Origin of the sequence: Streptosporangium oxazolinicum, assembly GCF_039537505.1 — a bacterium.
Taxonomy (GTDB): domain Bacteria; phylum Actinomycetota; class Actinomycetes; order Streptosporangiales; family Streptosporangiaceae; genus Streptosporangium; species Streptosporangium oxazolinicum.
Window position 1 is genome coordinate 262,425 of the sequence record NZ_BAABAQ010000012.1, and the last position, 24,556, is coordinate 286,980.

A 24,556-nucleotide genomic window follows, 5' to 3' on the forward strand; every position below is an offset into this window, starting at 1 on the left:
CGAACCCAGGAGAGCCACATGCCCGAGGCAGTCATCGTCGCGACCGCGCGCTCGCCCATCGGACGCGCCTTCAAGGGGTCCCTCAAGGACATCCGCCCCGACGACCTGACCGTACAGATCGTCCAGGCCGCGCTCGCCAAGGTCCCCCAGCTCGACCCGGCCACGATCGACGACCTCATGCTGGGCTGCGGCCTGCCGGGTGGCGAGCAGGGCTTCAACATGGGCCGGGTGGTCGCCACCCTGCTCGGCCTGGACGGCGTGCCGGGCACCACCGTGACCCGCTACTGCGCGTCCTCGCTGCAGACCACCCGGATGGCCCTGCACGCGATCAGGGCGGGCGAGGGTGACGTGTTCGTCTCCGCGGGCGTGGAGTGCGTCTCCCGCTTCGCCAAGGGCAGTTCCGACTCGCTGCCCGACACGACGAACCTGCTGTTCGGCGAGGCCCGCGCCCGCTCGCTCGGTGCCGCCGAGGGGGGCAAGGGGGTCTGGCACGACCCGCGCGAGGACGGCCGGGTGCCCGACGTCTACGTGGAGATGGGCCAGACGGCGGAGAACCTCGCCGGGCTGAAGGGCGTCTCCCGGCAGGAGCAGGACGAGTTCGGCGTCCGCTCCCAGAACCTGGCGGAGAAGGCCATCGCCAACGGCTTCTGGGAGCGGGACATCACCCCGGTGACCCTCCCCGACGGGACCGTGGTGAGCAGGGACGACGGTCCCCGCGCGGGAACCACCTACGAGGCGGTCTCCCAGCTCAAGCCGGCCTTCCGGCCCGACGGCACGGTCACCGCGGGCAACTGCTGCCCGCTGAACGACGGCGCCGCCGCCGTGATCGTGATGAGCGACGTCAGGGCCGCCGAACTCGGCATCACCCCGCTCGCCCGGATCGTCTCCACCGGGGTGACCGGCCTGTCTCCCGAGATCATGGGCCTGGGCCCGGTCGAGGCCTCGAAGCAGGCCCTGACCAGGGCGGGCATGGCCATCGGCGACGTGGACCTCGTCGAGATCAACGAGGCGTTCGCCGCCCAGGTGATCCCGTCCTACCGGGACCTCGGGATCGACATCGACCGGCTCAACGTCAACGGCGGCGCCATCGCGGTCGGCCACCCCTTCGGGATGACCGGTGCCCGCATCACCTCCACGCTGATCAACGGCCTCGCCTTCCACGACGGGGCGATCGGCCTGGAGACCATGTGCGTCGGCGGGGGCCAGGGCATGGCGATGGTCCTGGAGCGCCTCAGCTGAGCCCGGCCGGGCACCCGGGCACCCGGGTGCCCGGGTGCCCGGGTGCCCGGCCTCGGCGTCCCCGCGCCGGAGATGCCGGAGGTGCCGGAGTCCGGTCAGCCGTGCACGTCGGGGCCGGCGCGGGTGATCGCGATCCTCAGGACCACCCGCCGCTCCCGCTCCATGGCGGCCCGGTAGTCGTCCCAGTCGGGGTGCTCGCCGGAGATGTCGCGGTAGTAGCCGACCAGGAGATCCATCGCCTCGGGCAGGGAGACGATCTCCGCGACGCCGTCGATCTGGATCCACCCGCCGAAGAAGGCGTCGGTCGTCACGCAGAGCGAGACCTGCGGATTCCTGCGGAGATTGCGGACCTTCGCCGCGGTCTCCCGGGTGCTGACGATCGCGTTCCCCTCCGCGTCGAGCCCCACGACGACCGGGGAGAGCTGCGGGCGGCCGTCGGCGTGCGAGGTCAGCATGATCGCGCGGTGGTTGGCGCGAAGGAATTCGCGTGCCTTGTCGTGGTCCATGACCCCATCATGGCCCGCACGTCAAAGCCCGCACCACCGGGGCGGCGCGGGCTTCATGGAGATAGGCGACTTACAGGTAACGGGTACGGCGGTGCCGCTCGTGCTCGTGCACGATGGCGGCGGCGTAGCCGTGAGTCAGCCCGTGCTCGTCGGCGAGCCAGGTGGCCCGCTCATCACAGCGAAGGAACGACGGGCCGTTGTCGATTGCTTGGAACCACTCTGGGAGTGCGCGTCCCGTGATGTCCGGGACCCTTGCGATCAGCTTGCTCTGCGTCTCCAGTGAGTGGTTCAACGACATGGGCACCTCCACGGATAGGCTCCTTTGCTCGACAGTGCATCACGAAAGCCCAGATGGCAAGCCCCGAGATGCTCTCTTCCGTCGCGGTTCGTCTATCCCCCGTCGCCTCCCGTTCACTCACCTGTACGCCCAGAAAAACGGGAGGCCCCGCCGGAACGAATCCGGCGGGGCCTCCCGGCGCTGTCGTCAGTCGCTACTGGAGAAGTAGCTCAGCAGGCGCAGGATCTCCAGGTAGATCCAGACCAGGGTGACGGTCAGGCCGAAGGCCATCAGCCACGAGTACTTCTCCGGGGCGCCGTTCCGCACCCCGCGCTCGACCTCGTCGAAGTCGAGGAGCAGGAAGAAGCAGCCGATGAGGATCGCGGCGATGCTGAACACGTAGGCCAGCACGCCGCCCGAACGGATGCCGATGCCGTCCTCGATGAAGAACCCGGCGACCAGGTTGATGAGCGCGAGGCCCATCAGGCCCAGGGCCGCGGCCACGACGAACTTGGTGAACTTCGGCGTCACGCGGATGATGCGCAGGGAGTAAACGGTCAGCATGGCGGCGAAGGCCAGAGCCGTACCGACCACCGCCTGGAAGACGATGCCGCTGTACAGATCGTTGTAGACGTGGCTGATCACACCGACGGCGACACCGTAGGCGACCGAGTAGCCGAGGATCAGCACGGGGTTGGTGCTGGACTTGAACGAGATGACCAAGGCGAGAATCAGGCCGACGATGACGCCGGCGATCGCCGCGACCATGCCGAGGTTGAGCACCCAGGCGACCGCCGCCGAGACGACAAGCGTGCCAAGCGTGATGAAACCACGCACGACCACGTCGTCAATCGTCATCGTCCGCTGCGCGGGCGGCGCGTATGACGGCGTGTTGTACATGCCCTGAAGCTGGTCAGGGGTGGGGGTCGGCACGCCCCAGCCTTGCTGCTGGCCCTTGGCCTGCCGACTGAATACGGGGTTCTTGCTCTCCATCGCTGCCTCCACGCTGCGACCTACGCGATCAGCGTATTAGATCGGTTGTCACACGGCCGTATCGTGCTGATATCTATGTTGTCCAAGTGACCGTACGGCTACCGCCGATATTGCCAACGAACGGGTGGCCGGGCCGGTTCCCCGGGTCTCACATCTGTTTCGCCGACCGCTCGTCGAAGAGCCGCTGCGACGCCTCGACCTCGTCGAGGTTGCGGCGCGCCCACTCGCAGATGCCGGTCACGGCCACCGACAGGTCGCGTCCCATCCGGGTGAGCACGTACTCCACCCTGGGCGGCGAGGTCGGATGGACGGTGCGCTCGACGATGCCGTCGCGCTCCAGGGCCCGCAGCGTCCGGGTCAGCATGCGCTGGTTGATCCCCTCGATCCGCGCCTTGAGCCGGGAGAACCGCTGGGCCCCGTGCCCCAGTGCCGCGATCACCAGCAGGGACCACTTGTCCCCGATATGGCCGATCACCTGCCGGGCGATCCCGTTCGCCCGGAGCACGAGCTCCAGGTTCCCCTCGTCCCTCATGGTTACTATTTTATACCGGGGAGCCGCCGAATCCCAGGGAGTGAGACAACTCGTCCCGCGACCGCATTCGCACCGGTCACGGAACGATTGCCGGTGCGACGTGATTGGGGAGGGGCGACCGTGGCGCGTTGGCGCGGCCACCTGATCCGCGACAAAGAGTCGCGGCCGAGGGATTCTTACCGACCGCATCACCGAGTTACGGCCAGGTCTTTCGGGAGAGGATGCCTAGCGAGCCGGACGGGCGGGGTACGGCGCCCCCGGCGCCCTCCCTTCAGCCCGTTCAGCCGACACCCCGCGCGAAGTGCGCCGGAGGGCGGGGAAGCCCCGCCCGGCGGCGAATCCCGAACGTCCCCCAAGGCGACTCATTACATTTAGGTAACTCCGAAAGTTCCGCGGGCGCATTTGGGATGGACAGCCGTGGCCGTTCGGCGCCGACCGTGCGCGGCCGGATAACGCGGAAAGGCCCATGACCGCGTTTTCACTGGTCACAGGCCTTGTTTGGCAAAGCACCATAGGTGCCCCCGGAGGGACTCGAACCCTCACTCGAACCCTTTTAAGGGGTTTGCCTCTGCCATTGGGCTACGGGGGCGCCGTAATCATACGTAACGGATCACTCATACGTAACTGCTCAAGGCAACCGTCGCATCACTTCCGCTGAGAATCAATGGATCGTTCTCCCTTCGGGGAACCCGGTCAAGGAATAGCACACCGCCGGGAACGGCGAACCCGGAGGTGGGCCTCGTCGCCCACCCCCGGGTTCGGAAGTTCGGTTCGCCTCCGGGACCGGAGGTTCAGTTCCCCGCGGCGGCACGGAACTCCGTGCGCGGCTCCTCGATCTCTCCCAGGGAGACGGTCTCGCGCTTGAAGAAGAGCGCCAGGGTCCAGTCGGCCGTCACACGGACCTTGCGGTTGACGGTGGGCACCCGCGACAGGTGGTAGGTGCGGTGCATGAACCACGCCGCGAGCCCGCGGAGCTTGATCCCGTAGACGTTGGCGACGCCCTTGTGAAGGCCGAGCCCGGCGACGGAGCCGACGTACTTGTGCCGGTAGTCGGTGAGTTCCCGCCCGTGCAGGCTCCGGGTGATGTTGTCGGCGAGGACCTTGGCCTGCCGTACGGCGTGCTGTGCGTTGGGGGCGCAGTACTCGCCGGGGTTGGTCAGGTCGGGCACCCCGGCCACGTCTCCGGCCGAGTAGGCGTCCTCGACGCCGGCCACGGTCAGGCGGGCGGTCGTCTTGATCCGGCCACGCTCGTCGAGGGGCAGGTCTCCGGCGTTCACCACCGGGCTGGGCTTCACCCCGGCGGTCCAGACGATCGTGGCGGCCTCGAACTCGTCGCCGTCGGAGAGCTTGACCCGCCCGCCCACGCAGGATTCGAGGCGGGTGTTCATCTTGACCTCGATGCCGCGCTCGCGCAGCTGCTCGGCGGTCCACGCGCCCATCTCGGGGCCGACCTCGGGGAGGATGCGGTCGGTGGCCTCGACGAGGATCCAGCGCATGTCCGCGCGGGAGATGTTGCGGTAGTAGCGGGTGGCGTCGACCGCCATGTCCTCCAGCTCGGCGAGGGCCTCGACCCCCGCGAAGCCCCCGCCGACCACGACGAACGTCAGGGCACGCCTGCGCAGGGCCTCGTCCTCGTCGCTCTCGGCCCGGTCGAGGAGCTCCAGCACCCGGTTGCGCAGCGCGATCGCCTCGCCGACCGTCTTGAAACCGATCGCGGAGTCGGCCAGGCCGGGGATGGGGAGCGTACGGGAGATCGATCCGGCGGCCATGACCACGATGTCGTAGTCGATCTCGTGCGGCGTGCCGACGTTGGGCGCGAAGGTGACGGACTTGGCCGCGTGGTTGACCTTGGAGACCTTGCCGTTGAGGATCGTCGCCTTCGAGAGGACGCGGCGGAGGGGGACGACCACGTGCCGGGGCGAGAGGTTTCCGGCGGCGGCCTCGGGGAGGAAGGGCTGGTAGGTCATGTGGGATTCGGGGGTCAGGACGGTGATGCGCACGCTTCCTTCGCGGAGTTCCCTGCGGAGGGTGTGCTGCAGGCGCAGCACGGTGTAGAGGCCGACGTAGCCTCCACCGACGACCACGATGTGCTTGGAGTTGCGGTTCACTTCGACGCCATCCTTAAGTTTCATAGCTTGTGAAACCTTTCACAAGCATACGCGGGGCGCCCCGATCGCGCCAGCCGCCCATCCGGCAAACCGGGCAGAATTTCCGCTATCGGCTAGAAACACTCGCTCTTCTCGGCAGAATTCCGAGAGATCTTCTCTTTGTGATCGAGTTCACAAGACGCGGAGCGCGTTCGCCCTGGTGAAGAGATCGTCGAGCATCCGCGCGGTCACCCGGCCGGTGAAGGTGTTCTGCTGGCTGGGGTGGTAGCAGCCGAGAAGACGCGCGGAACTTCCCCGGGGAGAGGTGATCTCCACCTCGGCGCCGTGCCCGAAGGGCGGTCTCGGCCGTGGCAGGGCGTACCCGGCGTCCTTCAGCGCGGGCCAGATCGCCTGCCAGGCGAACCCGCCGAGCGCGACGACCACCCGTACGTCCACCGAGATCAGGGCCACCTCGCGAGACAGCCAGGGCAGGCAGGCGGCCCGCTCGGCGGGCTCGGGCTTGTTGGCGGGCGGCGCGCACCGGACCGCCGCCACCATCCGCGCGCCGATGAGCCGCTGGCCGTCGTCCGCGCGGAGGCTGGTCTCCCGCGCGGCCAGGCCCGTCCGGTACAGCGAGGCGAACAGCCAGTCGCCGCTGCGGTCTCCGGTGAAGATCCTCCCGGTCCTGTTGCCGCCGTGCGCCGCCGGGGCCAGCCCGACGATGAGGACCTCGGGCCTCTCGTCGCCCCACCCGGCGATGGGCCTGCCCCAGTAGGTCTCCTCGGCGAACGCCCGCCTCTTGACCGTCGCCACCTCCTCGCGCCACCCCACCAGGCGCGGGCAGGCCCGGCAGACCGACTGCGCGGCCGTGAGCTCCGCGAGGGTACGGCTCTCCCTCGCGAGTTCCCGCACTTCGGCGGGGTCGTGGGCGACGGGGGTGCCGGGCCGGGCGGGATCACCGGGCCAGCCGGATCCGGGAGGAACGTAGGTCATGCCCTTGATGGTGCCCGACGCGGGAGAGTACGAGGTCCACACCCCGCAAGACGCGGGCCTGGGAAAGCGAGAAGCGGCGCCCGCCGGGTGCGGGCGCCGCCTGTCTCACTCGGGACGCGGCCCGGCGTGGCCGCCGGGCGCGCTACCTCGACCTACCGTGACCTACCGTGCCCTCAGGGGGCGAGGGTCACGGTGGGAGTGGGGGTCGGGGTGGGGGTGGGGGTAGGCGTGGGAGTCGGGGTCGGCGTCGGGGCGGGCTTGCAGAAGACCTTGCCCACCACGGTGCTGGTGGTCGGGCCACCGTAGATCTCGATCGCGCGCTTGGACTCACCGGAGGCCGAGGCGGTCCAGCTGTCGGACACGCTCTGACGCTGCGAGCCGTAACCGCTGAAGTGGGCGTACTTCCAGTCGCCCGCCACACCGTTGGTGAGCCAGCGGTACTTCACGGTGGTACGGCCGGTCGCGCTGATCGTGCCGGTGAACGTCCGGGTCGTCGGGCAGGTGCCGGCGTAGAAGGACGGGCCGTCGACGGACGCCCAGACCTTCGGCGCCTCGTCCTTGCAGTGGATCTTGAAGTAGGCGCGGTTGGAGGAGGCCTCCAGCGGGCCGACGATCTGCAGCGAGGCCCAGCCCCTGAAGTCGTCACGGGGCTTGATCACGTGGAAGACCTTGCGCGAGCCGTTGACACGGACGGCGTCACGCTCGACGACGCGGCCGTTCACGACCCAGCGGTAGTGCACCCAGCGGGTACCGGAAACGTTGATGCGGCCGATCAGGGTGGCCTTGCAGTTGCCCTCGTCGACCCACACCTGGGCGCTGGCGCGGGGGACCTTGATCTCCTCCTTGTCCCCACTGGAACCACAGGAGACCGAGAAGTAGCCCTTCGAGGAGGTCACGCCGCGCGGGGACAGGACCTGGATGGCCTGCCAGCCCTTGACATTGCCCTTGAAGGTGGCCTTCTCCTTGACCGTGAAGCTCTTGACGCCCTTGCCGCGGAAGGTGAAGGACTTCACCTTGCTCTTGGAGCCGTCTCCGTGCAGCCACCGGTAGGCGACCTTGGTCTTGCTCTTGACGGCCTTCACCTTGATCTTCGAGGAGAAGGTCACGTTGACGGGGCACTCACCCGCGTACTTCGCGGGCGACGCCTTGGGGGTTCCGGCAGAGACGGCGGGCCTCGGCTTGGCGACGGCCGAGGCCACCCCCGCCTGGCTCGACCCGCTGGCCGCCGCTGCGGGCGTGGCCAGCATTCCTACTGCCATGGTCGCCAGCATGGCCGAGCTGGCTCCTACCGCGGCTAGCTTTCTGGCTAGTCCGGACTTCATGAGGGGATGCTCCGTTCGTTGGGAGGCAAAATCGCTCAGGAGACGGTTGCCGCCCCGGCAACAGCTGTGCCGGGCCCCACGGCAAAGCCTCACTAAAGCTTCTTTACCTAACCATAAACAGGAAGCTTTCCTCAATACTCCCTAAACAGGTGAATTGTCTAGGTCTTGTTATGAGTCGGCGATCGACCACGCGATGCCGTCGAGGATGTCGTGCTCACTGGCGACCACATCGCCGAAGCCGTAGCGGGTCACTATCCGGTCCAGGATGAGCGCGCCCGCCCCGATCACATCGACCCTGCCGGGATGCATGATGGGAATCGCCGCTCGCCGTTCAACGGTCATTCCAAGCAAGCGCTCGGCGACACCATGCACTTGACCTGCCGAAATTCGCGAGTGGTGAATTTTCTTCGGATCGTATTCCGGCAGCTCAAGCGCTATTCCGGCGACGGTGGTGACAGATCCCGCGAGCCCGACCATCGTGAGCGCCCGCTCCACGGGCACCTCGGCCGCGACCCGGTCGAGGGCGTCGTCGATGTCGGCGGTCATCGCCTCGATCGCCTCCGCCGACGGAGGGTCGCCCGCGTCGCGCAGGTGACGCTCGGTCAGCCGGACGCACCCGATGTCGACCGACAGCGCGGCCTCCACGTGCGTCGAGCCGAGCACGAACTCGGTCGAGCCGCCGCCGATGTCGACCACGAGGTACGGGGGGCGGGTGCCGTCGGGGGCGGGCAGGCCCGTCTCGTGCGAGAACCGCACCAGATCGCGGGTGGCCCCGGAGAACGACAGCTCCGCCTCCTCCGCACCGGTGATCACCTCGGGCTCCACGCCGAAGATGTCGCGTACGCCGTCCACGAAGTCCTGCCGGTTGGCGGCGTCCCTCGTCGCGCTGGTGGCGACCACGCGGACCGAGGAGGCCCCGTGCCCGTCGATGAGCCCGGCGTAGCCGCGCATGGCGGTGAACGTGCGCTCCAGGGCCTCCGGCGCCAGCCTGCCGGTCCTGTCGACCCCCTGGCCCAGCCGGACGATCTCCATGCGGCGTTCCAGGTCGATCAGCCTGTCCCTGCCGACGTCCGCGACGAGCAGGCGGACGGAGTTGGTGCCACAGTCGATCGCGGCGACGCGGATCACTCGGTCTCCTTCGTGGTCGGTGCCACGGACTGGGCACACGGTGCTGTGGACTGGGCCGTGGACTGGGCTGTGGGCTGGGCGACGCAGGGCCCGGCGGACCACCAGTCGCCGAGCGCGTCGAGGGCCTCGCGGCCGAAGGGGTTGCCGCCCGGGACCGCGAGCTCGTGCCCGACCAGGGCGTGCAGGCACTTCACCCGGTTGGGCATGCCCCCGGTGCTCTGCATGTCGCGGGGCAGCGGCTCCAGGCCGTCCTCGGCGGCCGCCCGGTCGCGGCGCGCCACGTAGTCGTCGTGGGCGGCCCGGTACGCCTCGGCCAGCTCCGGATCGGCGGCGAGCCTGGCCTGCATGTCCCGCATCATCCCCGAGGTCTCCAGCGTGCCGATGGCCGAGGCGGCCCTGGGGCACGTGAGGTAGAACAGGGTCGGGAAGGGCGACCCGTCGGGCAGCCTCGGGGCGGTCTCGACGACGTCGGGAAGCCCGCACGGGCAGCGGTGCGCCACCCCCCGCAGTCCTCGTGGCGTCCGGCCGAGCTGTCGCTCCACCGCCGCCACGTCGCGGTCATCAACCATTCGTGACACCCCCTGAAAGACGACAACCAGGGTATCGGCGTCACCCGGCGGCCTTGGCCGCCTTCTGCCCCCCGCCGCTGTCGGCGGCCTTGACCGAGTCCCACAGCGTCTCGTACCACGGCGGCTTGGCGACGGCCTTCCGCTCACCGGTCGTGCCCCTGCCCGACGAGGGCGACTCCCCCATCACGACGTAGCACTTCTGCCCGGGATCGCAGTAGAAGAGCCGCTCCCTGCCCTGCCGCTTGATGAAACCGGGGTCGAGGAGCTGCTTGGAGCGGTCGTCCAGGGCCTTGATCGCGGCGATCTCCCTGGCCTTCTCCTGCTCCAGCTGGGCGATCTGGCGGCGCTGGGCGACGTACTCCCTGATGGGGTAGGCGAGGCTCATCGCGATCGCGCACACCACGATCGCGAGCACCGCGGCCCGTCCCGTCAGCTGCGGCCGTGCCGCCATGCGCCCTCCTCCGTCTCCACGCTCTCGTGGCGTCGTCCACCTGCCCCGCGCGGTGGTCGCGACACCGGCGGGGGCCGATCTCTCCGCGTCGGTCCGGCGCCGGTCCTCGCCGGTCTCCTCGATCGGGACCGGGGCGGGGTATCGGCGTTCGCCCGCGGGTGTGGCTCGCGGTGGGGCTCGCGCCCGGATCCGGGCGCGAGCCGCCAGACGAAACTACCGCCGGAAGCGCGGGAAGGCGGCGCGACCCGCGTAACGGGCCGCGTCGTCCAGAAGCTCCTCGATGCGGAGCAACTGGTTGTACTTGGCCACCCGGTCGGAGCGGGCCGGGGCGCCGGTCTTGATCTGGCCGCAGTTGGTGGCCACGGCGAGGTCGGCGATCGTGGTGTCCTCGGTCTCGCCGGAGCGGTGGCTCATCATGCAGCGGTAGCCGCTGCGGTGGGCCAGGTCCACGGCGTCGAGGGTCTCGGTGAGGGTGCCGATCTGGTTGACCTTGACCAGCAGCGCGTTGGCGGTGCCCTCGGCGATGCCTCGGCCCAGACGCTCGGGGTTGGTCACGAACAGGTCGTCGCCGACCAGCTGGACCTTGTCGCCCAGGGCGCGGGTGATGGCGTTCCAGCCCTCCCAGTCGCTCTCGTCCAGCGGGTCCTCGATGGAGACCAGCGGGTAGCTCGCGACCAGGTCCTCGTAGAAGGAGATCAGCTCGGCGGAGGACAGGCCCTTGCCGTCGATGGTGTAGACGCCGCCCGAGTGGAACTCCGAGGCGGCCACGTCGAGGGCGAGCCCGATGTCCTCACCCGCGACGTATCCGGCCTTCTCGATGGCGACCAGGATCAGGTCGAGCGCGTCGCGGTTGGAGGGCAGGCTCGGCGCGAAGCCGCCCTCGTCGCCGAGGCCGGTGGCGTAGCCCTTCTCCTTCAGCACGGCCTTGAGGGCGTGGTAGACCTCGGTGCCCATCCGCACGGCCTCGCGGAACGTCTCCGCCCCGATCGGGGCGATCATGAATTCCTGGATGTCGACGTTGCTGTCGGCGTGCGCGCCGCCGTTCAGGATGTTCATCATCGGCACCGGCAGCACGTGCGCGTTCGGCCCGCCGAGGTAGCGGAAGAGCGGCAGCTCGGCGCTCTCCGCGGCGGCCTTGGCCACGGCGAGCGAGACACCCAGGATCGCGTTGGCGCCCAGGCGTTCCTTGTTGGGCGTGCCGTCCAGGTCGATCATGACCTGGTCGACGCTGCGCTGCTCGGCGGCGTCGAACCCGAGGATCTCGTCGGCGATCTCGTCGGTCACGCCGAGAACGGCCTTCTCCACACCCTTGCCGCCGTAGCGCCCGTCGCCGTCACGCAGCTCGACGGCCTCGAACTGGCCGGTGGACGCGCCGCTGGGAACCGCGGCGCGCCCCTGGCTGCCGTCGTCCAGGAGGATGTCGACCTCAACCGTCGGGTTGCCCCGGGAGTCAAGGATCTCTCGGGCGGTAACGCCCTCGATGGAAGCCACGAAGCGCTCCTAAAGTCGCAAGACAGTTTGCCTCAGAAGCCTACCGAGACCTACTGGCGGGTACGGCGCCCAGGACGCTTCCCGGCGATGTTCGTGAAGGACTTGTGGCCGGGGGCCGGAGGGCGGAGACGACCGGGCGCGCAGGGCCGCCCTCAGAGCCGCTGGGCGCGGACCTGGTCGCGGTAGGCGCGGGCGACGGCACGCAGCTCGGCCTCCGGGTCGAGACCGGCCGCCTGCCCCTGCCGTACGAGCTCGAAGAGCCTGGCGCCCAGGCCGTCGGCGGGAACCCCCTCGGGGAGGGCGGTGGGGGCTCCGGCGCGCTCGGCGCGGCGCAGGAGCTGGGCGGCGAGGGAGAGCGCGGGCTGGCCCATCGGGACGCCGTCGACGGCCGAACCCGGGTCGCCGCCGTTCTTGGCCGCGCGCTCGGCGGCCTTGATGGTCTCCCAGTTGGCGCTGACCTCGCCCGCGCCCGCCACCTTGGTGTCGGCGAAGACGTGCGGGTGGCGGCGGACGAGCTTGGCGACGATGCCCTCGGCCACGTCGTCGACGTCGAACCCGTCGGGCCGCTCACCGGCGACCCGCGCGTGGAAGGCCACCTGCAAGAGCAGATCGCCCAGCTCCTCGCGCAGCGCCGCGTGGTCGCCCTCCTCGATGGTCTCCAGCACCTCGTACGCCTCCTCGATGAGGTACGGGGCGAGGGACTCGTGGGTCTGGCGGGCGTCCCACGGGCACTCGACCCGGAGCCGGTCCATCACCGCGACCAGGTCGAGCAGCCGCGCGCCCGGCAGGTCGTACGAGCCCGGCACGACCTCGATCACCGGCGGCTCGTCGAGCGCCACGGCGGCGTAGCCGATGGAGCGCATCAGCGCCTCGTCGGCCTCCAGCCACACGACGGTCGCCGACCCGGCCTCGCGGACCAGCGCGGCCGGGTCGGGCACGACCACCTCGACCTCGACCCCGGCCTCCACCAGATAGGGCAGGTGCGGGTGGTCCGCGGAGCCGGTGCGCACCGGCCCCTCCTGGAGGACCTGCCACGCGCGGCGGCTGAGCAGCCCCGGGGCGACCCGGGGCGAGGTGGTGACGACGATCAGCGGCATGCCCGGAGGCTACTGCTGCGGTGGCGCGGGCGGCGCCTCGGCGGGGCCGGGGGCGGCGGGGGCGCCGAAACGGCCGGCGTCGACGAAGACGCTCGGCTGCTGCTCGCTCCGCTGCTGGTTCAGCGTGCCGTACCGGGGGTTCCAGGTGATCGGCATGGCCTGCAGGTCCTTGATCGCCTGCTCCTGGCCGCGCTGGATGGCGGCCTCGTCCGTGCCGCCGCCGTACTTGGCGATGAGCTTGCTGATCATCACCTGCGACTTCATGAACTCGCGCGCGTGCGAGGGCGCCACGGCCTGCTGGAGCATCTGCTGCTCGAACTTCTCCTGGCCGCCCTGGCCCGCGATCACCTGGTCGACCTCGCCCTCGGTGACCGTGATGCCCTTGCTCGCCGCGACCTGCGCGTGCTGCTTGGCGTTGGCCAGCTGGAAGAGCACGAGCTGCGGGACGCTGTCCTTGAACTGCAGCTGGGAGGCGGAGACGTTGGCCTTGGCCAGCGCCGCCTCGTACTCGCGCACGTTCCTGTCCAGCTCAGCGGAGCTGATGCGCTCCCCGCCCACGACGGCGGCGGCACCGGCCTGGTTCGGAGAGCAGGCGGTCAGCGCGACACCGGCGGCGGCGACCGCCAGGATGACGCGAACTCGAGTCGACTTCACATGCGTTCCCTTCACGACAAACGCCGCTTACTCTACCCGCACGGTTTCGAGGAACATCGCCTCGACGAGATCACCGCACCACTTGAGCAGGTCCAGGTCGCGCAGCGGCTGGCCACCGAGGGGTCTGGTCTTGGGCACCGGCACCAGCAACGTACCGGCCGCCTGCTTCAGCAGTGCCTTCGGGTAGAGCCTTTGCAGCCTGACCTGCTGGGAGTCCTTCAGGTCCACCGGCGCGAACTTGATGTTCTGCCCCTGCAGGGTGACGTCGGTGAGCCCGGCGCGACGGGCGCGGACGCGGAAGCGGGCGACCTCCAGCAGGTTCTCCACCTGCTGGGGCGGCCGTCCGTACCGGTCGACGAGCTCGTCGCGCACCGCGCCGATGTCGGAGTCGGAGCCGATCGCGGCGATCCGCTTGTACGCCTCCAGGCGCAGCCGCTCGGAGGTGACGTAGTCGTGCGGGATGTGGGCGTTGATCGGCAGCTCGACCTTGACGTCGGGCCGCTCGTCCTCCCGGTAGGTGCCCGCCAGCTTGGCCTTCTGCTCCTGCACGGCCTCGGCCATCATCCGCACGTACAGGTCGAAGCCGACGCCCGCGATGAAGCCCGACTGCTCGGCGCCCAGGATGTTGCCCGCGCCGCGGATCTCCAGGTCCTTCATCGCCACGTACATGCCCGCGCCCATCTCGGTGTGCTGGGAGATGGTGGCCAGGCGCTCGTGGGCGGTCTCGGTGAGCGGCTTCTCCGGCGGGTACAGGAAGTAGGCGTAACCGCGCTCGCGGCCCCGGCCGACCCGGCCGCGCAGCTGGTGGAGCTGCGACAGGCCGTAGTTGTCGGCCCGGTCGACGATCAGGGTGTTGGCGTTGGGCACGTCCAGGCCCGACTCGACGATCGTGGTGCAGACGAGCACGTCGAAGTCGCGCTCCCAGAAGCCCACCATGATCTTCTCCAGCTGGTGCTCCTGCATCTGGCCGTGCGCGACGGCGATCCTGGCCTCGGGCACGAGCTCGCGCAGCATGGCCGAGACCTTGTTGATGCTGGCCACCCGGTTGTGGACGAAGAAGACCTGGCCGTCGCGCATCAGCTCGCGCCGGATCGCGGCGCCGATCTGCTTCTCGTCGTAGGGGCCGACGAAGGTGAGGATCGGGTGCCGCTCCTCCGGCGGGGTGAGGATCGTGGACATCTCCCTGATGCCGGTGAGGCCCATCTCCAGCGTGCGCGGGATCGGGGTGGCCGACATGGCCAGCACGTCGACCTGGGTGCGCAGGTGCTTCATCGCCTCCTTGTGCTCGACGCCGAACCGCTGCTCCTCGTCGATGATGATCAGGCCGAGATGCTTGAACCTGACCTCGGGCGAGAACAGCCGGTGCGTGCCGATCACGACGTCGACCGAGCCCTCCCGCAGGCCCTCCATGGTCGCCTTGACCTCGCCGTCGCTCTGGAAGCGCGACAGCGGCCTGACGTTCAGCGGGAACCCGGAGAACCGCTCGGCGAAGGTCGACATGTGCTGCTGCACCAGCAGTGTGGTCGGCACCAGGACCGCGACCTGCTTGCCGTCCTGCACCGCCTTGAACGCGGCCCGCACCGCGATCTCCGTCTTGCCGTAGCCCACGTCGCCGCAGATCAGCCGGTCCATCGGGATCGGGCGCTCCATGTCGCGCTTGACCTCGTCGATCGCCTCCAGCTGGTCGCCCGTCTCGGCGTACGGGAAGGCGTCCTCCATCTCCCGCTGCCAGGGGCTGTCGGGCGCGAAGGCGTGTCCCGGCGAGGCCATCCGGGCGGAGTAGAGGCGGATCAGCTCTCCGGCGATCTCCTTGACCGCCTTCTTCGCCTTGGTCTTGGCCTTGGCCCAGTCGGCGCCGCCCATCCGGTTGAGCGTGGGCGACTCCCCGCCGACGTAGCGGGTGACCTCGTCGAGCTGGTCGGTCGGCACGTAGAGCCGGTCGCCCTTGGCGTACTCGATCACCAGGTACTCGCGGGTGGCGCCCTGCACGGTCCGCTGCACCATCTCGACGTAGCGGCCCACGCCGTGCTGCTCGTGCACGACGTGGTCGCCGACCTTGAGCTGGAGCGGGTCGACCATGTTGCGGCGCCGGGAGGGCAGCCGCCGCATGTCCTTGGTCGACGCCTTCTGGCCGACCAGGTCGAGGTGGGTCAGCACGGCCAGCGCCGGGGTGACGAACCCGTGCTCGACCAGGCCCGTGGTGACGTGGACGACCTTCCTGTCGGGCACGGTGTCGAGGCCCGGCTCCAGGCGCGCGGGCAGGTCGACGCCCTTGAGCAGCTCGACCATGCGCTCGGCCGGGCCGTGGCCCTCGCTCAGCAGGACGACGACCCGGTCGGAGTCAAGCCAGCCCTTGATGTCGGACAGCGCCCGCTGGGTGTCGCCCCGGTAGGACTCCACCTCGCGCGCCCTCAGCGCCAGCCCCCCACCCGGGCCGGTCTCATCGGTGTCTGCGCCGAACGGCGCGAGCGACCACCAGGGCCGGCCGAGGCTTCGCGCGTGGTCGCGGACCTCCTCCAGGTCGCGGAAGGCCGCCGCGCCCAGGTCGATCGGCGCCTCGCCGCCGGACGCGGCGTTGATCCAGGACGCCTCCAGGAACTCCTGGCTGGTCCGCACCAGCTCGTCGGAGCGCCCGCGGATGCGCTCCGGGTCGCACACGAAGATCGCCGACTGGTCGGGCAGGTGGTCGACGAGCAGGTCCATCTCCCCGGCGAGCACCGGCGCGAACGCCTCCATGCCCTCCATCGGCACGCCCTCGGCCAGCTGCTCCAGGATCTCGCCCAGCGAGGGATGCGCCTCGGCGAGCTCCTTCGCCCGCTCCCTGACGTCGGCGGTGAGCAGCAGCTCCCGGCAGGGGGCGGCGAACAGACCGTCCTCGGCCACCTCCAGCGAGCGCTGGTCGGCGACCTTGAACCAGCGGATCTCCTCGACGGTGTCGCCCCAGAACTCCAGCCGGAGCGGGTGCTCCTCCGTGGGCGGGAAGACGTCGAGCAGGCCGCCCCTGACCGCGACCTCGCCGCGCTTCTCCACCATGTCGACCCGGTGGTAGCCGTTCTCCACGAGGCTGTGGACGACGTCGGCGAGATCGGCGTCGTCCCCGGCGCGCAGCCGCACCGGCCGCAGGTCGCCCAGCCCCCGGACGATCGGCTGGAGCAGCGCCCTGATCGGCGCGACGACCACGTGCAGCGGCCCCGCCGAGTGGTCGCCCTCGACCGGGTGGGCCAGCCTGCGCAGCACCGCCAGGCGCTGCCCCACGGTGTCGCTGCGCGGCGACAGGCGCTCGTGCGGGAGCGTCTCCCAGGCGGGGAAGACCGCGACGGTGCTCTCGCCCAGGAGGCTGGTGAGGGCCGAGGCGAGATCCTCGGCCTCGCGCCCGGTGGCGGTCACCGCGAGGACGGTCCTGGCCGCCCCCTCGGCTCCCTCCCTGGCCAGCGCCGCCACCGCGAAGGGGCGCAGCGCCGGCGGCGCGACCAGCGACACGTCGGACGAGTCGCCCCCGCGCACGTCCCGAAGAAGGGAAGCCAGCTCAGGCTCCCCGGCGACAAGGTCCAGAAGTCCGGAAAGACTCATCAGATTCGCCCACAGCCCCACGACGGCAACACGACAGCCCCGGGCCGGGAAGACACGGGGGTACCCGCCCAAGGCTACTTGCCCGGGCGCCCGCTCTCGCAAAGAGTGGTAAATGCGCGACTAATCGTGCTGAGATGACTACTCTCGGTTACATGTCAGAGGTGAGGTCGGTCGTCGATCGAGACGACCTGTTGAGTCAGCGGATCAGGGAGCAGTGGAGCGGCCAGCTCGGCCGGCGGCTCGACATCCTGATCGCCGGGTGCGGATGGCCCGAGCCGCTCGACCTGGCGCAGACGGAGTCCAGGGTCATCGGGATCGACGAGGACCTGCCCGTGTTGCGCACGAGCACGTCCGCCCGCAAGGACCTGGACTCCTGGGCGCTGGGCGACCTGCGCTCCGTGCCGGTGCCCCCGCGGGCTTTCGACATCGTCTACGTGCCGTTCCTGCTGGAGCGGATCGAGCACGCCGAGCTGGTGCTCGACCGGCTGCTCACCGGGCTGCGCCCCGGCGGGCTGCTGCTGGTCAGGATGCGTGACCGGGCTTCGGCGTACGGGGCGTGCGACCGGCTGACGCCGTCGAGGCTGCGACGGCTGATGTGGCGCAGGTTCGCCCCCGAGGGGACCGTGGGCCCGCTGCCCGCCGTCTACGAGCAGATCGCCTCACGCGAGGGGATGCACTCCTTCTGCCTGGTGCGCGGGCTGATGGTGACCGAGGACGTCTCCGCCGCGAGCGGTCCCGCGCTCCGCGGACCTCTCGGTAAGCTTGCCCGCGCCGCCTGCTCGGTGGTGGAGGCCCTCTCCAGGGGGAGCCGGCCCGCGTCTCACGACGAGATAACTTTGGTGATCCGCAAGCCCCAGAGTCACTTCGCCCGGTTGATCTGAGATCCACGTCGATCTGAGGTCCACCGGGCCGAGGCACCTGGGATTCACCGGGCGGCTGGATCCCAGGCTCGCCGGACAGGGGCGCCCATCGTGAGCGGGCGGGACGGGAAAGTCCGACGATCACGATGGTGGAGCAGATGACGGCGCCTTTCGAGTGGACCCCAGACGCCCGCGAGCTGGCCGACCTTGAGCTGCTGCTCTCCGGCGCCTTCAGGCCGCTGACGGGCTTCCTGAGCTCGGCCGACGCGCACGCCGTGGACGAGCGCGGCACGCTCGCCGACGGCACGCCGTGGCCCGCGCCGGTCACCCTCACCCTGCCGGACGACCACCCGGCCGCCCCGGGCGACCAGATCACCCTGCGCGACCCCGAGGGCGCGGCACTGGCCGTGCTCACCGTCACCGGGCGCGAGGACGGCTTCGTCGCCGGACCGGTCGAGGCCCTCGACGCCCCCGAGCACGGGCCGTTCGCCCGGCTCCGCCTCACCCCGGAGCGGGTCCGCGAGGAGCTGAAGGAGCGGGAGTCGGTCCTGGCCGTCACCATGCGCGGGCCGCTGGGCGACCTCGGCGAGATCGTGGCGACCGCGCGGGAGCTGGAGGCGTCGATCCTGCTGCTCCCGCTGGCGTACGGCGAGGGCGGGCCCGCGGTGGTCCGCGCCGCGCTCAGGGCCCGCGACGGACTGCCCGAGGACACGCTCGTGGCGGTGGTGCCGCTGGCGCCCAGGGAGCCCGCCATCGACCTGGAGCTGCGCGAGCGCCTGGCCGAGGCCTACGGCGCGACCGAGCACCTGGCGGGCCCCGAGCCCGTGACGCTCCCCGGTCCCCCGCACCGGCGGGGGCTGGTGGTCTTCTTCACCGGCCTGTCCGGCTCGGGCAAGTCGACCGTCGCCCGGGGGCTGCGCGACGCGCTGCTGGAGCGCGGCAGCCGCACGGTGACCTACCTCGACGGCGACGTGGTCCGCCACCTGCTGTCGGCGGGGCTGACCTTCTCCAAGAAGGACCGCGACCTCAACATCCGCCGCATCGGGTTCGTCGCCGCCGAGGCCGCCAGGCACGGCGGCCTGGCGATCTGCGCGCCCATCGCGCCCTACGCCGCCACCCGCGAGGAGGTACGCGCGATGGTCGAGGCCGTCGGCGCCGACTTCCTGCTGGTCCACGTCTCCACCCCCCTGGAGGAGTGCGAGCGCCGCGACCGCAAGGGCCTCTACGCCAAGGCCCGCGCGGGGCTCATCCCCGAGTTCACCGGCATCTCCGACCCGTACGAGGAGCCGGACGACGCCGACCTGGAGATCGACACCACCGGCATCAGCGTGGACCGGGCGGTGCACCAGGTGCTCGACCCGCTGATCCAGGGCGGCTGGATCCGCTGATCCGGATCCGGCGACACGGCGCCGTCGCTCACCGGCCCTCACTGTCCCCCGCCGCCGTACGGGACCGCTTCGGCCCGTATCGCGGAGGGTCAGCCTGCGGGGACGGCGGCGTTGAGGTGCGGGTCGCGGGCGAGCTCGCCGAAGGCCCTCCGGCCGCCGGGTGTGGTGTCGAACCGGGTGTCGCCCCGGGGGGCGCGCGGCGAGTCGAAGTAGACCAGGGCCTTGATCTGCGGGTATTCGCCGATCTCCCGGCGTACCGAGGCGAAGAACGACTCCTTGAACCCGGGCCTGTCGTGACGCTCGAAGACGCCCCACTCGGCGAGCATGACGGGTTTCTCCGGGAAGCGTTCCCGCATCCAGCGGTAGAACCCCGGCCACCGGGGAAACTCGGGGCGGGTCTTGTTGACCAGCCCGTCGAAGCTGTGGACCCTGTGGTCGACGTAGGGGTCCATCGCCACCCAGTCGACCACGTCGTCACCGGGGTAGAGCCTCTCGAACCAGGGTTCGGACGCCCAGTTGGGCGCGCCCATGTAGGTCATCACCGTGACCGCGTTGGTCACGCCCCCGTGCCGCAGGCGCGTCACCACGTGGCGGAACATGGCGGCGTAGTCGGCCGCCGTCATCCCCTTGTCGCGGGCCTCCCGCACGTCGTTCTCCGGCTCGTGGTGGATGGTGAGGAAGAACTTCTCGGGGAAGGTCCTCACGATGTGGGCGGCCAGCCGGTCGATCCGCCCGTCCAGCGCCCCGCGGGCGATCTGCTCCCAGGTGTGGTCGAGGGACGGCTTCCAGTTGACCAGCAGGAGCCTGCGGCCGTCCGGGTCGCGGGCGATGGCGCGCTCCGCGGGGGTCGGGAAGAGCTCGTCACCCCGGTGGTAGACGTGCATGATGTCGGCCGTCCGGCCCATGCGCTTCTCGGCCCTCTCCAGGGCCCGCCCGGGAGGCCGTCCCGTGAAGATCTCCGGCGCGACGCCCCACCAGGCGCCGCAGGAGGGCACGAGTTCGGCACTGACCTCGCAGGCCGCCGGGGACGGCTCGGCGGACGGACCCGGCGTGCCTTCCATGCCTGATGTGCCCGGCGCGCCCGTGTCCTCCCCCGCGGCGTCCAGGGGTCTCCCGGCGTCGGCGGCGCTGGGGGCACCCGCGGCGTTCGAGGCCCGGCCGCCCCCGCTCAGCCCCGCGACCCCCAGTGCGAGGGTGCCCAGTCCCAGCGCCAGGACGAGGCCGGAACCGGCGATTCTCACCACGCGCGGAATTACGTCTATAGCGGCATTTGTCCGATGCACCGGTTCCTCACAGCTGTCGCGCGTACGCATTCTCGGGCCGTCTTCGGCCCTCTTCGGCCACCTTCGGCCGTCACGGGGAAACACCTTCCCATCGCCCGGACGTGCCTCGTCCCTGACTTTGCCGGTCCGTGCCGTAGCCCCGGACCGGACGACAGGAAATATCGGATAAACGGCTGTTATCTCCCTGTGATTAGCGAGGCCAACGCGAAGAAAATCTTGTGTATTGGTTCGGGGAAATGGAGAGCCGACCTATAGTTCCTAGGGTTCCCAGCGTCCGCTCGCCGGAGAGGCACCCGCGACCCATGAGCCCGTCACCGGACGCCCCCGTCCGCCGCGGAGGCGAGGACCTGGCGGACTACGCGTCGCTTCTCCGCCGCCGGTGGCCGATCGTCCTCTCCCTGCTCCTCGCCGGGGCCGGTTGCGGCGTCGCCCTGCTGTGGCTCACCCCGCCCTCCTACACCGCCTCCGGGCAGGTCCTGGTGACCGCGACCGGTTCGCAGGAGCAGACCAACCAGGTCACCAGCCGCCAGCGCGAACCGCTCAACCTCGACACCGAGGCCCAGGTGGCCCGATCCGCGGTGGTCGCGGCGAAGGCACGCCGGTTGTCCGGCGGCCTCTCCTGTCCCGCGGAGGTCTCGGTGCCGCCCAACACCTCGGTCCTGGAGATCTCCTGCAGCGCCGCCGACCCGAAGGCGGCGGCCTCGGGAGCGAGCGCCTACGCCCTCGCCTACCTGGCCCAGCGCCGCGAGTCCTCCACCCAGACGCTCACGGCCCAGCTCAGGGCCGTGCTGGTCAAGCTGCGGCAGACCAACGCGGGCCTCACCAAGGTCGCCACCACGCTTCCCGGCCTGGGCAGGGGCACCACCGAGCGCGCCCTCGCCCTCCAGCGGGAGAACGTCCTCGCCCGCCAGGTGCACAGCCTCACCGCGAGATACGACGCCCTCAAGACCGTCGCCGTCACCCCCGGCTCCGTGATCAGCCAGGCGGTGGCACCGGCCGAGCCCACCACCCCCCGGCCGCCCCTCTACCTGGGCAGCGGCCTCATGGCGGGGCTGCTCTGCGGGGTCGGGGCCGCCTGGGTCCGCGACCGCCTCGACACCGCGCTGCGGACCACCGCCGACCTCAGGCGCCTGACCGGCCTCGACGCCGTCAACGGCGTCGAGACGCCCGGCCCGGCGGGCGCGGTGCTCGTGGTCGCCGTGCCCGGCACCTCCTCGCGCGAGGTGAAGGACGCCGTACGGGCACTGAACGATCGGGGGGTTCCCGTGGTCGGCGCGTTCGTCATCGGCGACGACGCCCCGGTGTCCTCCGCGTCCCCCACCGCGCGGGATCCGCGCGTCGCGCAGGTCTCCCAGGTCTCGCGGGTCCCACACGGCCCACACGTCCCGCAGGTCTCACCCGCGTCGCGGCCCGGCGGAACGCGGGACCGCGAGGGCGCCCCGAGGAGGGCCGGACGGCCCCTGGCCGGTCTGGCGAGCGGCCCGGCCGCACCGAAACCGCCCGGCGAGAGCCCGGAGGCGTCCGCCCGGCCGGGGGCGTACGGAGACGGAGCACACGGGACGAACGCGAACGGAGCGCGCGGCGCGGTCGGGAACGGAGCGGACGAGCCGAACAGGGACAGAGCGCGCGGGGCGAACAGGGACGGGGCACACGGCTCGCCCGGATCGCCCGGCGTGGCGGAGGCGCCGCTCGCGCCCGGCGCGTACGGGAACGTTCCAATCGCCCGGCAGGCGGCGGGCGGGCGGAGGGGGCGCAGGCTGTGAGGGGTCCGCGTCCGGCCGCCTGGCCGATCGCCGCGCTCCTGGTGGGATACCCGGCCTGGTGGGCGCTCGGTTTCGGAGGTCTGTCGGTGGTCGTGGTGGCTCCGGCGATGGCGCTGGTGCTGTGGCGGAGACGGCCGATCAGGGCGCCGCGCGGCTTCGGGCTCTGGCTGCTGCTCCTGGCGGGTTACCTGATCAGCGCGCTCATGCTCGGCGAGATGCCTCCCGGCACCTACGGCGAGTTCGGCGCCGGGCGGCTCCTCGGCTACCTGATGCGCCTGTGCCTCTACGTCTCACTGTTGATCATGGTGCTCTACCTGGGCAATCTCACGGAGGAGGAGCTGCCGCAGCTCACCCTGGTGCGCATGCTCGGCGTGCTGTTCCTCACGACCGTCGCGGGCGGCCTGCTGGGCGTGTTCGCCCCGCGCGCCGAGTTCACCTCGCCGGTCGAGATGGTCCTCCCCGGCTGGATCAGCGGCAACTCCTTCGTCCACAACCTGATCCACCCCACCGCGGCTCAGATGCAACGGGTCCTCGGCCACGCCTCGCCGCGCCCCGAGGCGCCGTTCGAGTGGGCCAACGCCTGGGGCGGCAACCTCTCGGTGCTGCTCGTCTGGTTCGTGGTCGGCTGGTGGGTGTACGGCGGGCCGCGCAGGCGCCTGGCCGTGATCCCGCTGGTCGCGCTGGCCGCGATCCCCGTCGTCTACTCGCTCAACCGCGGCCTGTGGATCGGGCTCGGTGTCGCCGCCGCGTACGTGCTGCTGCGCATGGGCACGCGGGCCCGCGTCGCGGCCTGCGCGGCCCTGGTCGCCGGGGCGCTGGCGTTCGCCCTCAGCCCGCTGCAGACGATGGTGGCCCAGCGGCTCGACAGCCCGCACAGCAACGACATCCGCGCCTTCACCGTCTCGGCGACCGTCGCCGCCGCGGGCACCGCGCCGCTCATCGGGTACGGCAACACCCGCAACGCCACGGGCAACCACCGGACGATCACCACCGGCAAGAGCGGCTGGTGCCCCACCTGCGGCCATCCGCCGCTGGGCGGGGACGGCCAGCTCTGGCACCTGATGATCACACAGGGGTTCACCGGGGCCGCGCTCTACGTGGCGTTCTTCGCCGGGGCCGTCCGCCGCCACTGGCGTGACCGGAGCCCGATCGGCATGGCGGGGGTCCTCGTGATGATCCTCACCCTCCTCTACATGTTCGTCTACGACGGGCTGGTCACCCCGCTCAGCCTGTACCTCGTCTCGTTCGCGCTGCTCTGGAGGAACTCGATGGCGAGCAGGGTCGCATGAACGACGCCCGCGCCCGGCTGCGCTACCTCGACCAGACCCTCGACCTGCTGTTCCCCGGTCCCGGCGACCCGAGCCCGTACACCCTGCTCCCGCACCGGCTGCTCCCCCGCAGGCTCGTCCCGCGCGCGTGGTGGCACCCCGGCGGGAGGGTCACGGTGTCGTCGGGGCGGGACGGCATCGAGAGCCACCTGAGTGAGGTGTTCGGCACCCCCGTCCGCGTCACACTGCGCGTGCGCCCGGCCCGGCGGGCCAACCGCAAGCCGATCCTGGAGGCGCGCGCCGCCGACGGGCCGATCGCCTTCGTGAAGATCGGCGACACCGACCTGACCCGGGAACTCGTCGCCCACGAGGCGCGCACGCTCGGCCTGCTCTCCGGCGTGCCGCTGAAGACCGTCGTCCCGCCCGCCGTGCTGCACCACGGATCCTGGCGCGGCCTGTCCGTGCTCGCCCTCACCCCGCTTCCCGTACGGCGAGGACGGATACCGCGCGACGTCCTCACCGACGCGATCGCCGAGATCGCCCGCATTCCCCACGGCGACCCTGCCGAAGGAAACCCGGCCCGAGGAAACCCGGCTCCGGGGGATCCGCCTCCCGGAGATCCCGCCCGTACCGGGCCGTTCCCCGGAAACCCGGCTCCGGCGGGTTCGCCTCCCGAAGACGCCGCCGCGAACCGGGGCCCCGAAGGGCCGCCCAGGGACCGGGGGTTCTCCTGGCACGGTGACCTGACGCCGTGGAACATCTCGCGCGGGCCCGACGGGCGGCTGCTGGTCTGGGACTGGGAGCGGTTCGGCACCGGGGTCCCGCTGGGTTTCGACGCCGTCCACCACTTCTTCCAGCGGGCCCTGCGCCGCGACGACCCGGCCACCGCGGCGCGGGCCTGCGTGGCGCGGGCCCTGCGGATCCTGGCCCCGTTCGGCCTGTCGGCCGCCGAGTCCCGGCTGACCGCGCTCCGCTACCTGATCGCCCTCGCCGACCGCCACGCGGCCGACGGCCACGCGCCCCTCGGACCGCCCGAGGTCTGGCTCACCCCCCTCGCCGACTCCCAGGAGACCCTGCTGTGAAGG

At 70.9% G+C, this 24,556-nt stretch carries 21 protein-coding genes and 1 tRNA gene; 6 read left to right on the forward strand and 16 right to left on the reverse strand.

What is annotated here, in order from left to right:
• Positions 1–18 precede the first annotated feature (18 nt).
• Complete coding sequence (locus ABD817_RS29210; RefSeq protein ID WP_344921416.1) at positions 19–1,239, forward strand: acetyl-CoA C-acetyltransferase; 1,221 nt, start codon at positions 19–21, stop codon at positions 1,237–1,239.
• Positions 1,240–1,334: 95 nt separating this feature from the next.
• Here ABD817_RS29210 and ABD817_RS29215 read toward each other — a convergent pair whose 3' ends face one another.
• From ABD817_RS29215 to mfd, 15 genes are all read right to left on the reverse strand, one after another.
• Complete coding sequence (locus tag ABD817_RS29215; protein WP_344921417.1) at positions 1,335–1,745, reverse strand: PPOX class F420-dependent oxidoreductase; 411 nt, start codon at positions 1,743–1,745, stop codon at positions 1,335–1,337.
• Between the two features lie 70 nt (positions 1,746–1,815).
• The gene (locus ABD817_RS29220; RefSeq protein WP_329093696.1) at positions 1,816–2,043 is read right to left on the reverse strand and encodes a DUF4287 domain-containing protein; all 228 of its coding nucleotides are present in this window, start codon (positions 2,041–2,043) and stop codon (positions 1,816–1,818) included.
• Positions 2,044–2,229: 186 nt separating this feature from the next.
• The gene (locus ABD817_RS29225; protein WP_344921418.1) at positions 2,230–3,015 is read right to left on the reverse strand and encodes a Bax inhibitor-1/YccA family protein; all 786 of its coding nucleotides are present in this window, start codon (positions 3,013–3,015) and stop codon (positions 2,230–2,232) included.
• A 148-nt stretch (positions 3,016–3,163) separates the two neighbouring features.
• Positions 3,164–3,547: a winged helix-turn-helix transcriptional regulator gene (locus tag ABD817_RS29230; RefSeq protein ID WP_344921419.1), complete on the reverse strand. Its 384-nt coding sequence runs from the start codon at positions 3,545–3,547 to the stop codon at positions 3,164–3,166.
• Between the two features lie 516 nt (positions 3,548–4,063).
• Positions 4,064–4,136, reverse strand: a tRNA-Leu gene (locus ABD817_RS29235).
• Positions 4,137–4,338: 202 nt separating this feature from the next.
• Positions 4,339–5,679 (reverse strand): NAD(P)/FAD-dependent oxidoreductase, encoded by a 1,341-nt coding sequence (locus ABD817_RS29240; protein WP_344921420.1) that lies wholly within the window; start codon positions 5,677–5,679, stop codon positions 4,339–4,341.
• A 147-nt stretch (positions 5,680–5,826) separates the two neighbouring features.
• Positions 5,827–6,627 carry a uracil-DNA glycosylase gene (locus ABD817_RS29245; protein ID WP_344921421.1) on the reverse strand — a complete coding sequence of 267 codons (801 nt, stop codon included), beginning with the start codon at positions 6,625–6,627 and terminating at the stop codon, positions 5,827–5,829.
• Positions 6,628–6,800: 173 nt separating this feature from the next.
• Positions 6,801–7,886, reverse strand: coding sequence for a hypothetical protein (locus tag ABD817_RS29250; RefSeq protein ID WP_344921422.1), 1,086 nt, complete (start codon positions 7,884–7,886; stop codon positions 6,801–6,803).
• Positions 7,887–8,117: 231 nt separating this feature from the next.
• On the reverse strand, positions 8,118–9,077 hold the full coding sequence (locus tag ABD817_RS29255; RefSeq protein ID WP_344921423.1) for a Ppx/GppA phosphatase family protein: 960 nt from the start codon (positions 9,075–9,077) through the stop codon (positions 8,118–8,120).
• Positions 9,074–9,646 carry a DUF501 domain-containing protein gene (locus tag ABD817_RS29260; RefSeq protein ID WP_344921424.1) on the reverse strand — a complete coding sequence of 191 codons (573 nt, stop codon included), beginning with the start codon at positions 9,644–9,646 and terminating at the stop codon, positions 9,074–9,076. The genes ABD817_RS29255 and ABD817_RS29260 overlap by 4 nt, the downstream gene beginning before the upstream one ends.
• Positions 9,647–9,686: 40 nt before the next feature.
• Positions 9,687–10,097 (reverse strand): FtsB family cell division protein, encoded by a 411-nt coding sequence (locus ABD817_RS29265; RefSeq protein WP_344921425.1) that lies wholly within the window; start codon positions 10,095–10,097, stop codon positions 9,687–9,689.
• Between the two features lie 213 nt (positions 10,098–10,310).
• Entirely contained in the window at positions 10,311–11,588 is a 1,278-nt protein-coding gene (eno, locus tag ABD817_RS29270; RefSeq protein WP_344921426.1) for a phosphopyruvate hydratase, read from the reverse strand.
• Positions 11,589–11,740: 152 nt separating this feature from the next.
• A complete protein-coding gene (locus tag ABD817_RS29275) occupies positions 11,741–12,685 on the reverse strand; it encodes a nucleoside triphosphate pyrophosphohydrolase (RefSeq protein WP_344921427.1) in 945 nt (314 codons plus the stop codon).
• A gap of 9 nt (positions 12,686–12,694) precedes the next feature.
• The gene (locus tag ABD817_RS29280; protein WP_344921428.1) at positions 12,695–13,339 is read right to left on the reverse strand and encodes a SurA N-terminal domain-containing protein; all 645 of its coding nucleotides are present in this window, start codon (positions 13,337–13,339) and stop codon (positions 12,695–12,697) included.
• A gap of 27 nt (positions 13,340–13,366) precedes the next feature.
• Positions 13,367–16,909 (reverse strand): transcription-repair coupling factor, encoded by a 3,543-nt coding sequence (gene mfd, locus ABD817_RS29285; protein WP_344921429.1) that lies wholly within the window; start codon positions 16,907–16,909, stop codon positions 13,367–13,369.
• Between the two features lie 152 nt (positions 16,910–17,061).
• Between mfd and ABD817_RS29290 the strand changes: the two genes are divergently transcribed.
• Both ABD817_RS29290 and cysC read left to right on the forward strand, forming a co-directional pair.
• The gene (locus tag ABD817_RS29290; RefSeq protein ID WP_344921430.1) at positions 17,062–17,790 is read left to right on the forward strand and encodes a class I SAM-dependent methyltransferase; all 729 of its coding nucleotides are present in this window, start codon (positions 17,062–17,064) and stop codon (positions 17,788–17,790) included.
• A gap of 137 nt (positions 17,791–17,927) precedes the next feature.
• Positions 17,928–19,157 carry an adenylyl-sulfate kinase gene (cysC, locus tag ABD817_RS29295; protein WP_344921431.1) on the forward strand — a complete coding sequence of 410 codons (1,230 nt, stop codon included), beginning with the start codon at positions 17,928–17,930 and terminating at the stop codon, positions 19,155–19,157.
• An 89-nt stretch (positions 19,158–19,246) separates the two neighbouring features.
• Here cysC and ABD817_RS29300 read toward each other — a convergent pair whose 3' ends face one another.
• Complete coding sequence (locus ABD817_RS29300; protein ID WP_344921432.1) at positions 19,247–20,401, reverse strand: glycoside hydrolase family 26 protein; 1,155 nt, start codon at positions 20,399–20,401, stop codon at positions 19,247–19,249.
• Between the two features lie 341 nt (positions 20,402–20,742).
• Between ABD817_RS29300 and ABD817_RS29305 the strand changes: the two genes are divergently transcribed.
• From ABD817_RS29305 to ABD817_RS29315, 3 genes are read left to right on the forward strand one after another with little or no spacing between them, the layout of a single operon-like run.
• Positions 20,743–22,203 carry a Wzz/FepE/Etk N-terminal domain-containing protein gene (locus ABD817_RS29305; RefSeq protein WP_344921433.1) on the forward strand — a complete coding sequence of 487 codons (1,461 nt, stop codon included), beginning with the start codon at positions 20,743–20,745 and terminating at the stop codon, positions 22,201–22,203.
• Complete coding sequence (locus tag ABD817_RS29310) at positions 22,200–23,492, forward strand: hypothetical protein (RefSeq protein ID WP_344921434.1); 1,293 nt, start codon at positions 22,200–22,202, stop codon at positions 23,490–23,492. The genes ABD817_RS29305 and ABD817_RS29310 overlap by 4 nt, the downstream gene beginning before the upstream one ends.
• A complete protein-coding gene (locus ABD817_RS29315; RefSeq protein WP_344921435.1) occupies positions 23,489–24,553 on the forward strand; it encodes a hypothetical protein in 1,065 nt (354 codons plus the stop codon). The genes ABD817_RS29310 and ABD817_RS29315 overlap by 4 nt, the downstream gene beginning before the upstream one ends.
• The last annotated feature ends 3 nt before the right edge of the window (positions 24,554–24,556 follow it).

Coding starts and splice junctions, on each gene's coding strand:
- ABD817_RS29210 (WP_344921416.1), top strand. CDS start 19: ATGCCCGAGGCAGTCATCGTCGCGACCGCGCGCTCGCCCATCGGACGC.
- ABD817_RS29215 (WP_344921417.1), bottom strand. CDS start 1,745: ATGGACCACGACAAGGCACGCGAATTCCTTCGCGCCAACCACCGCGCG.
- ABD817_RS29220 (WP_329093696.1), bottom strand. CDS start 2,043: ATGTCGTTGAACCACTCACTGGAGACGCAGAGCAAGCTGATCGCAAGG.
- ABD817_RS29225 (WP_344921418.1), bottom strand. CDS start 3,015: ATGGAGAGCAAGAACCCCGTATTCAGTCGGCAGGCCAAGGGCCAGCAG.
- ABD817_RS29230 (WP_344921419.1), bottom strand. CDS start 3,547: ATGAGGGACGAGGGGAACCTGGAGCTCGTGCTCCGGGCGAACGGGATC.
- ABD817_RS29240 (WP_344921420.1), bottom strand. CDS start 5,679: ATGAAACTTAAGGATGGCGTCGAAGTGAACCGCAACTCCAAGCACATC.
- ABD817_RS29245 (WP_344921421.1), bottom strand. CDS start 6,627: ATGACCTACGTTCCTCCCGGATCCGGCTGGCCCGGTGATCCCGCCCGG.
- ABD817_RS29250 (WP_344921422.1), bottom strand. CDS start 7,886: ATGGCAGTAGGAATGCTGGCCACGCCCGCAGCGGCGGCCAGCGGGTCG.
- ABD817_RS29260 (WP_344921424.1), bottom strand. CDS start 9,646: ATGGTTGATGACCGCGACGTGGCGGCGGTGGAGCGACAGCTCGGCCGG.
- ABD817_RS29265 (WP_344921425.1), bottom strand. CDS start 10,097: ATGGCGGCACGGCCGCAGCTGACGGGACGGGCCGCGGTGCTCGCGATC.
- ABD817_RS29275 (WP_344921427.1), bottom strand. CDS start 12,685: ATGCCGCTGATCGTCGTCACCACCTCGCCCCGGGTCGCCCCGGGGCTG.
- mfd (WP_344921429.1), bottom strand. CDS start 16,909: ATGAGTCTTTCCGGACTTCTGGACCTTGTCGCCGGGGAGCCTGAGCTG.
- ABD817_RS29290 (WP_344921430.1), top strand. CDS start 17,062: ATGTCAGAGGTGAGGTCGGTCGTCGATCGAGACGACCTGTTGAGTCAG.
- cysC (WP_344921431.1), top strand. CDS start 17,928: ATGACGGCGCCTTTCGAGTGGACCCCAGACGCCCGCGAGCTGGCCGAC.
- ABD817_RS29305 (WP_344921433.1), top strand. CDS start 20,743: ATGAGCCCGTCACCGGACGCCCCCGTCCGCCGCGGAGGCGAGGACCTG.
- ABD817_RS29315 (WP_344921435.1), top strand. CDS start 23,489: ATGAACGACGCCCGCGCCCGGCTGCGCTACCTCGACCAGACCCTCGAC.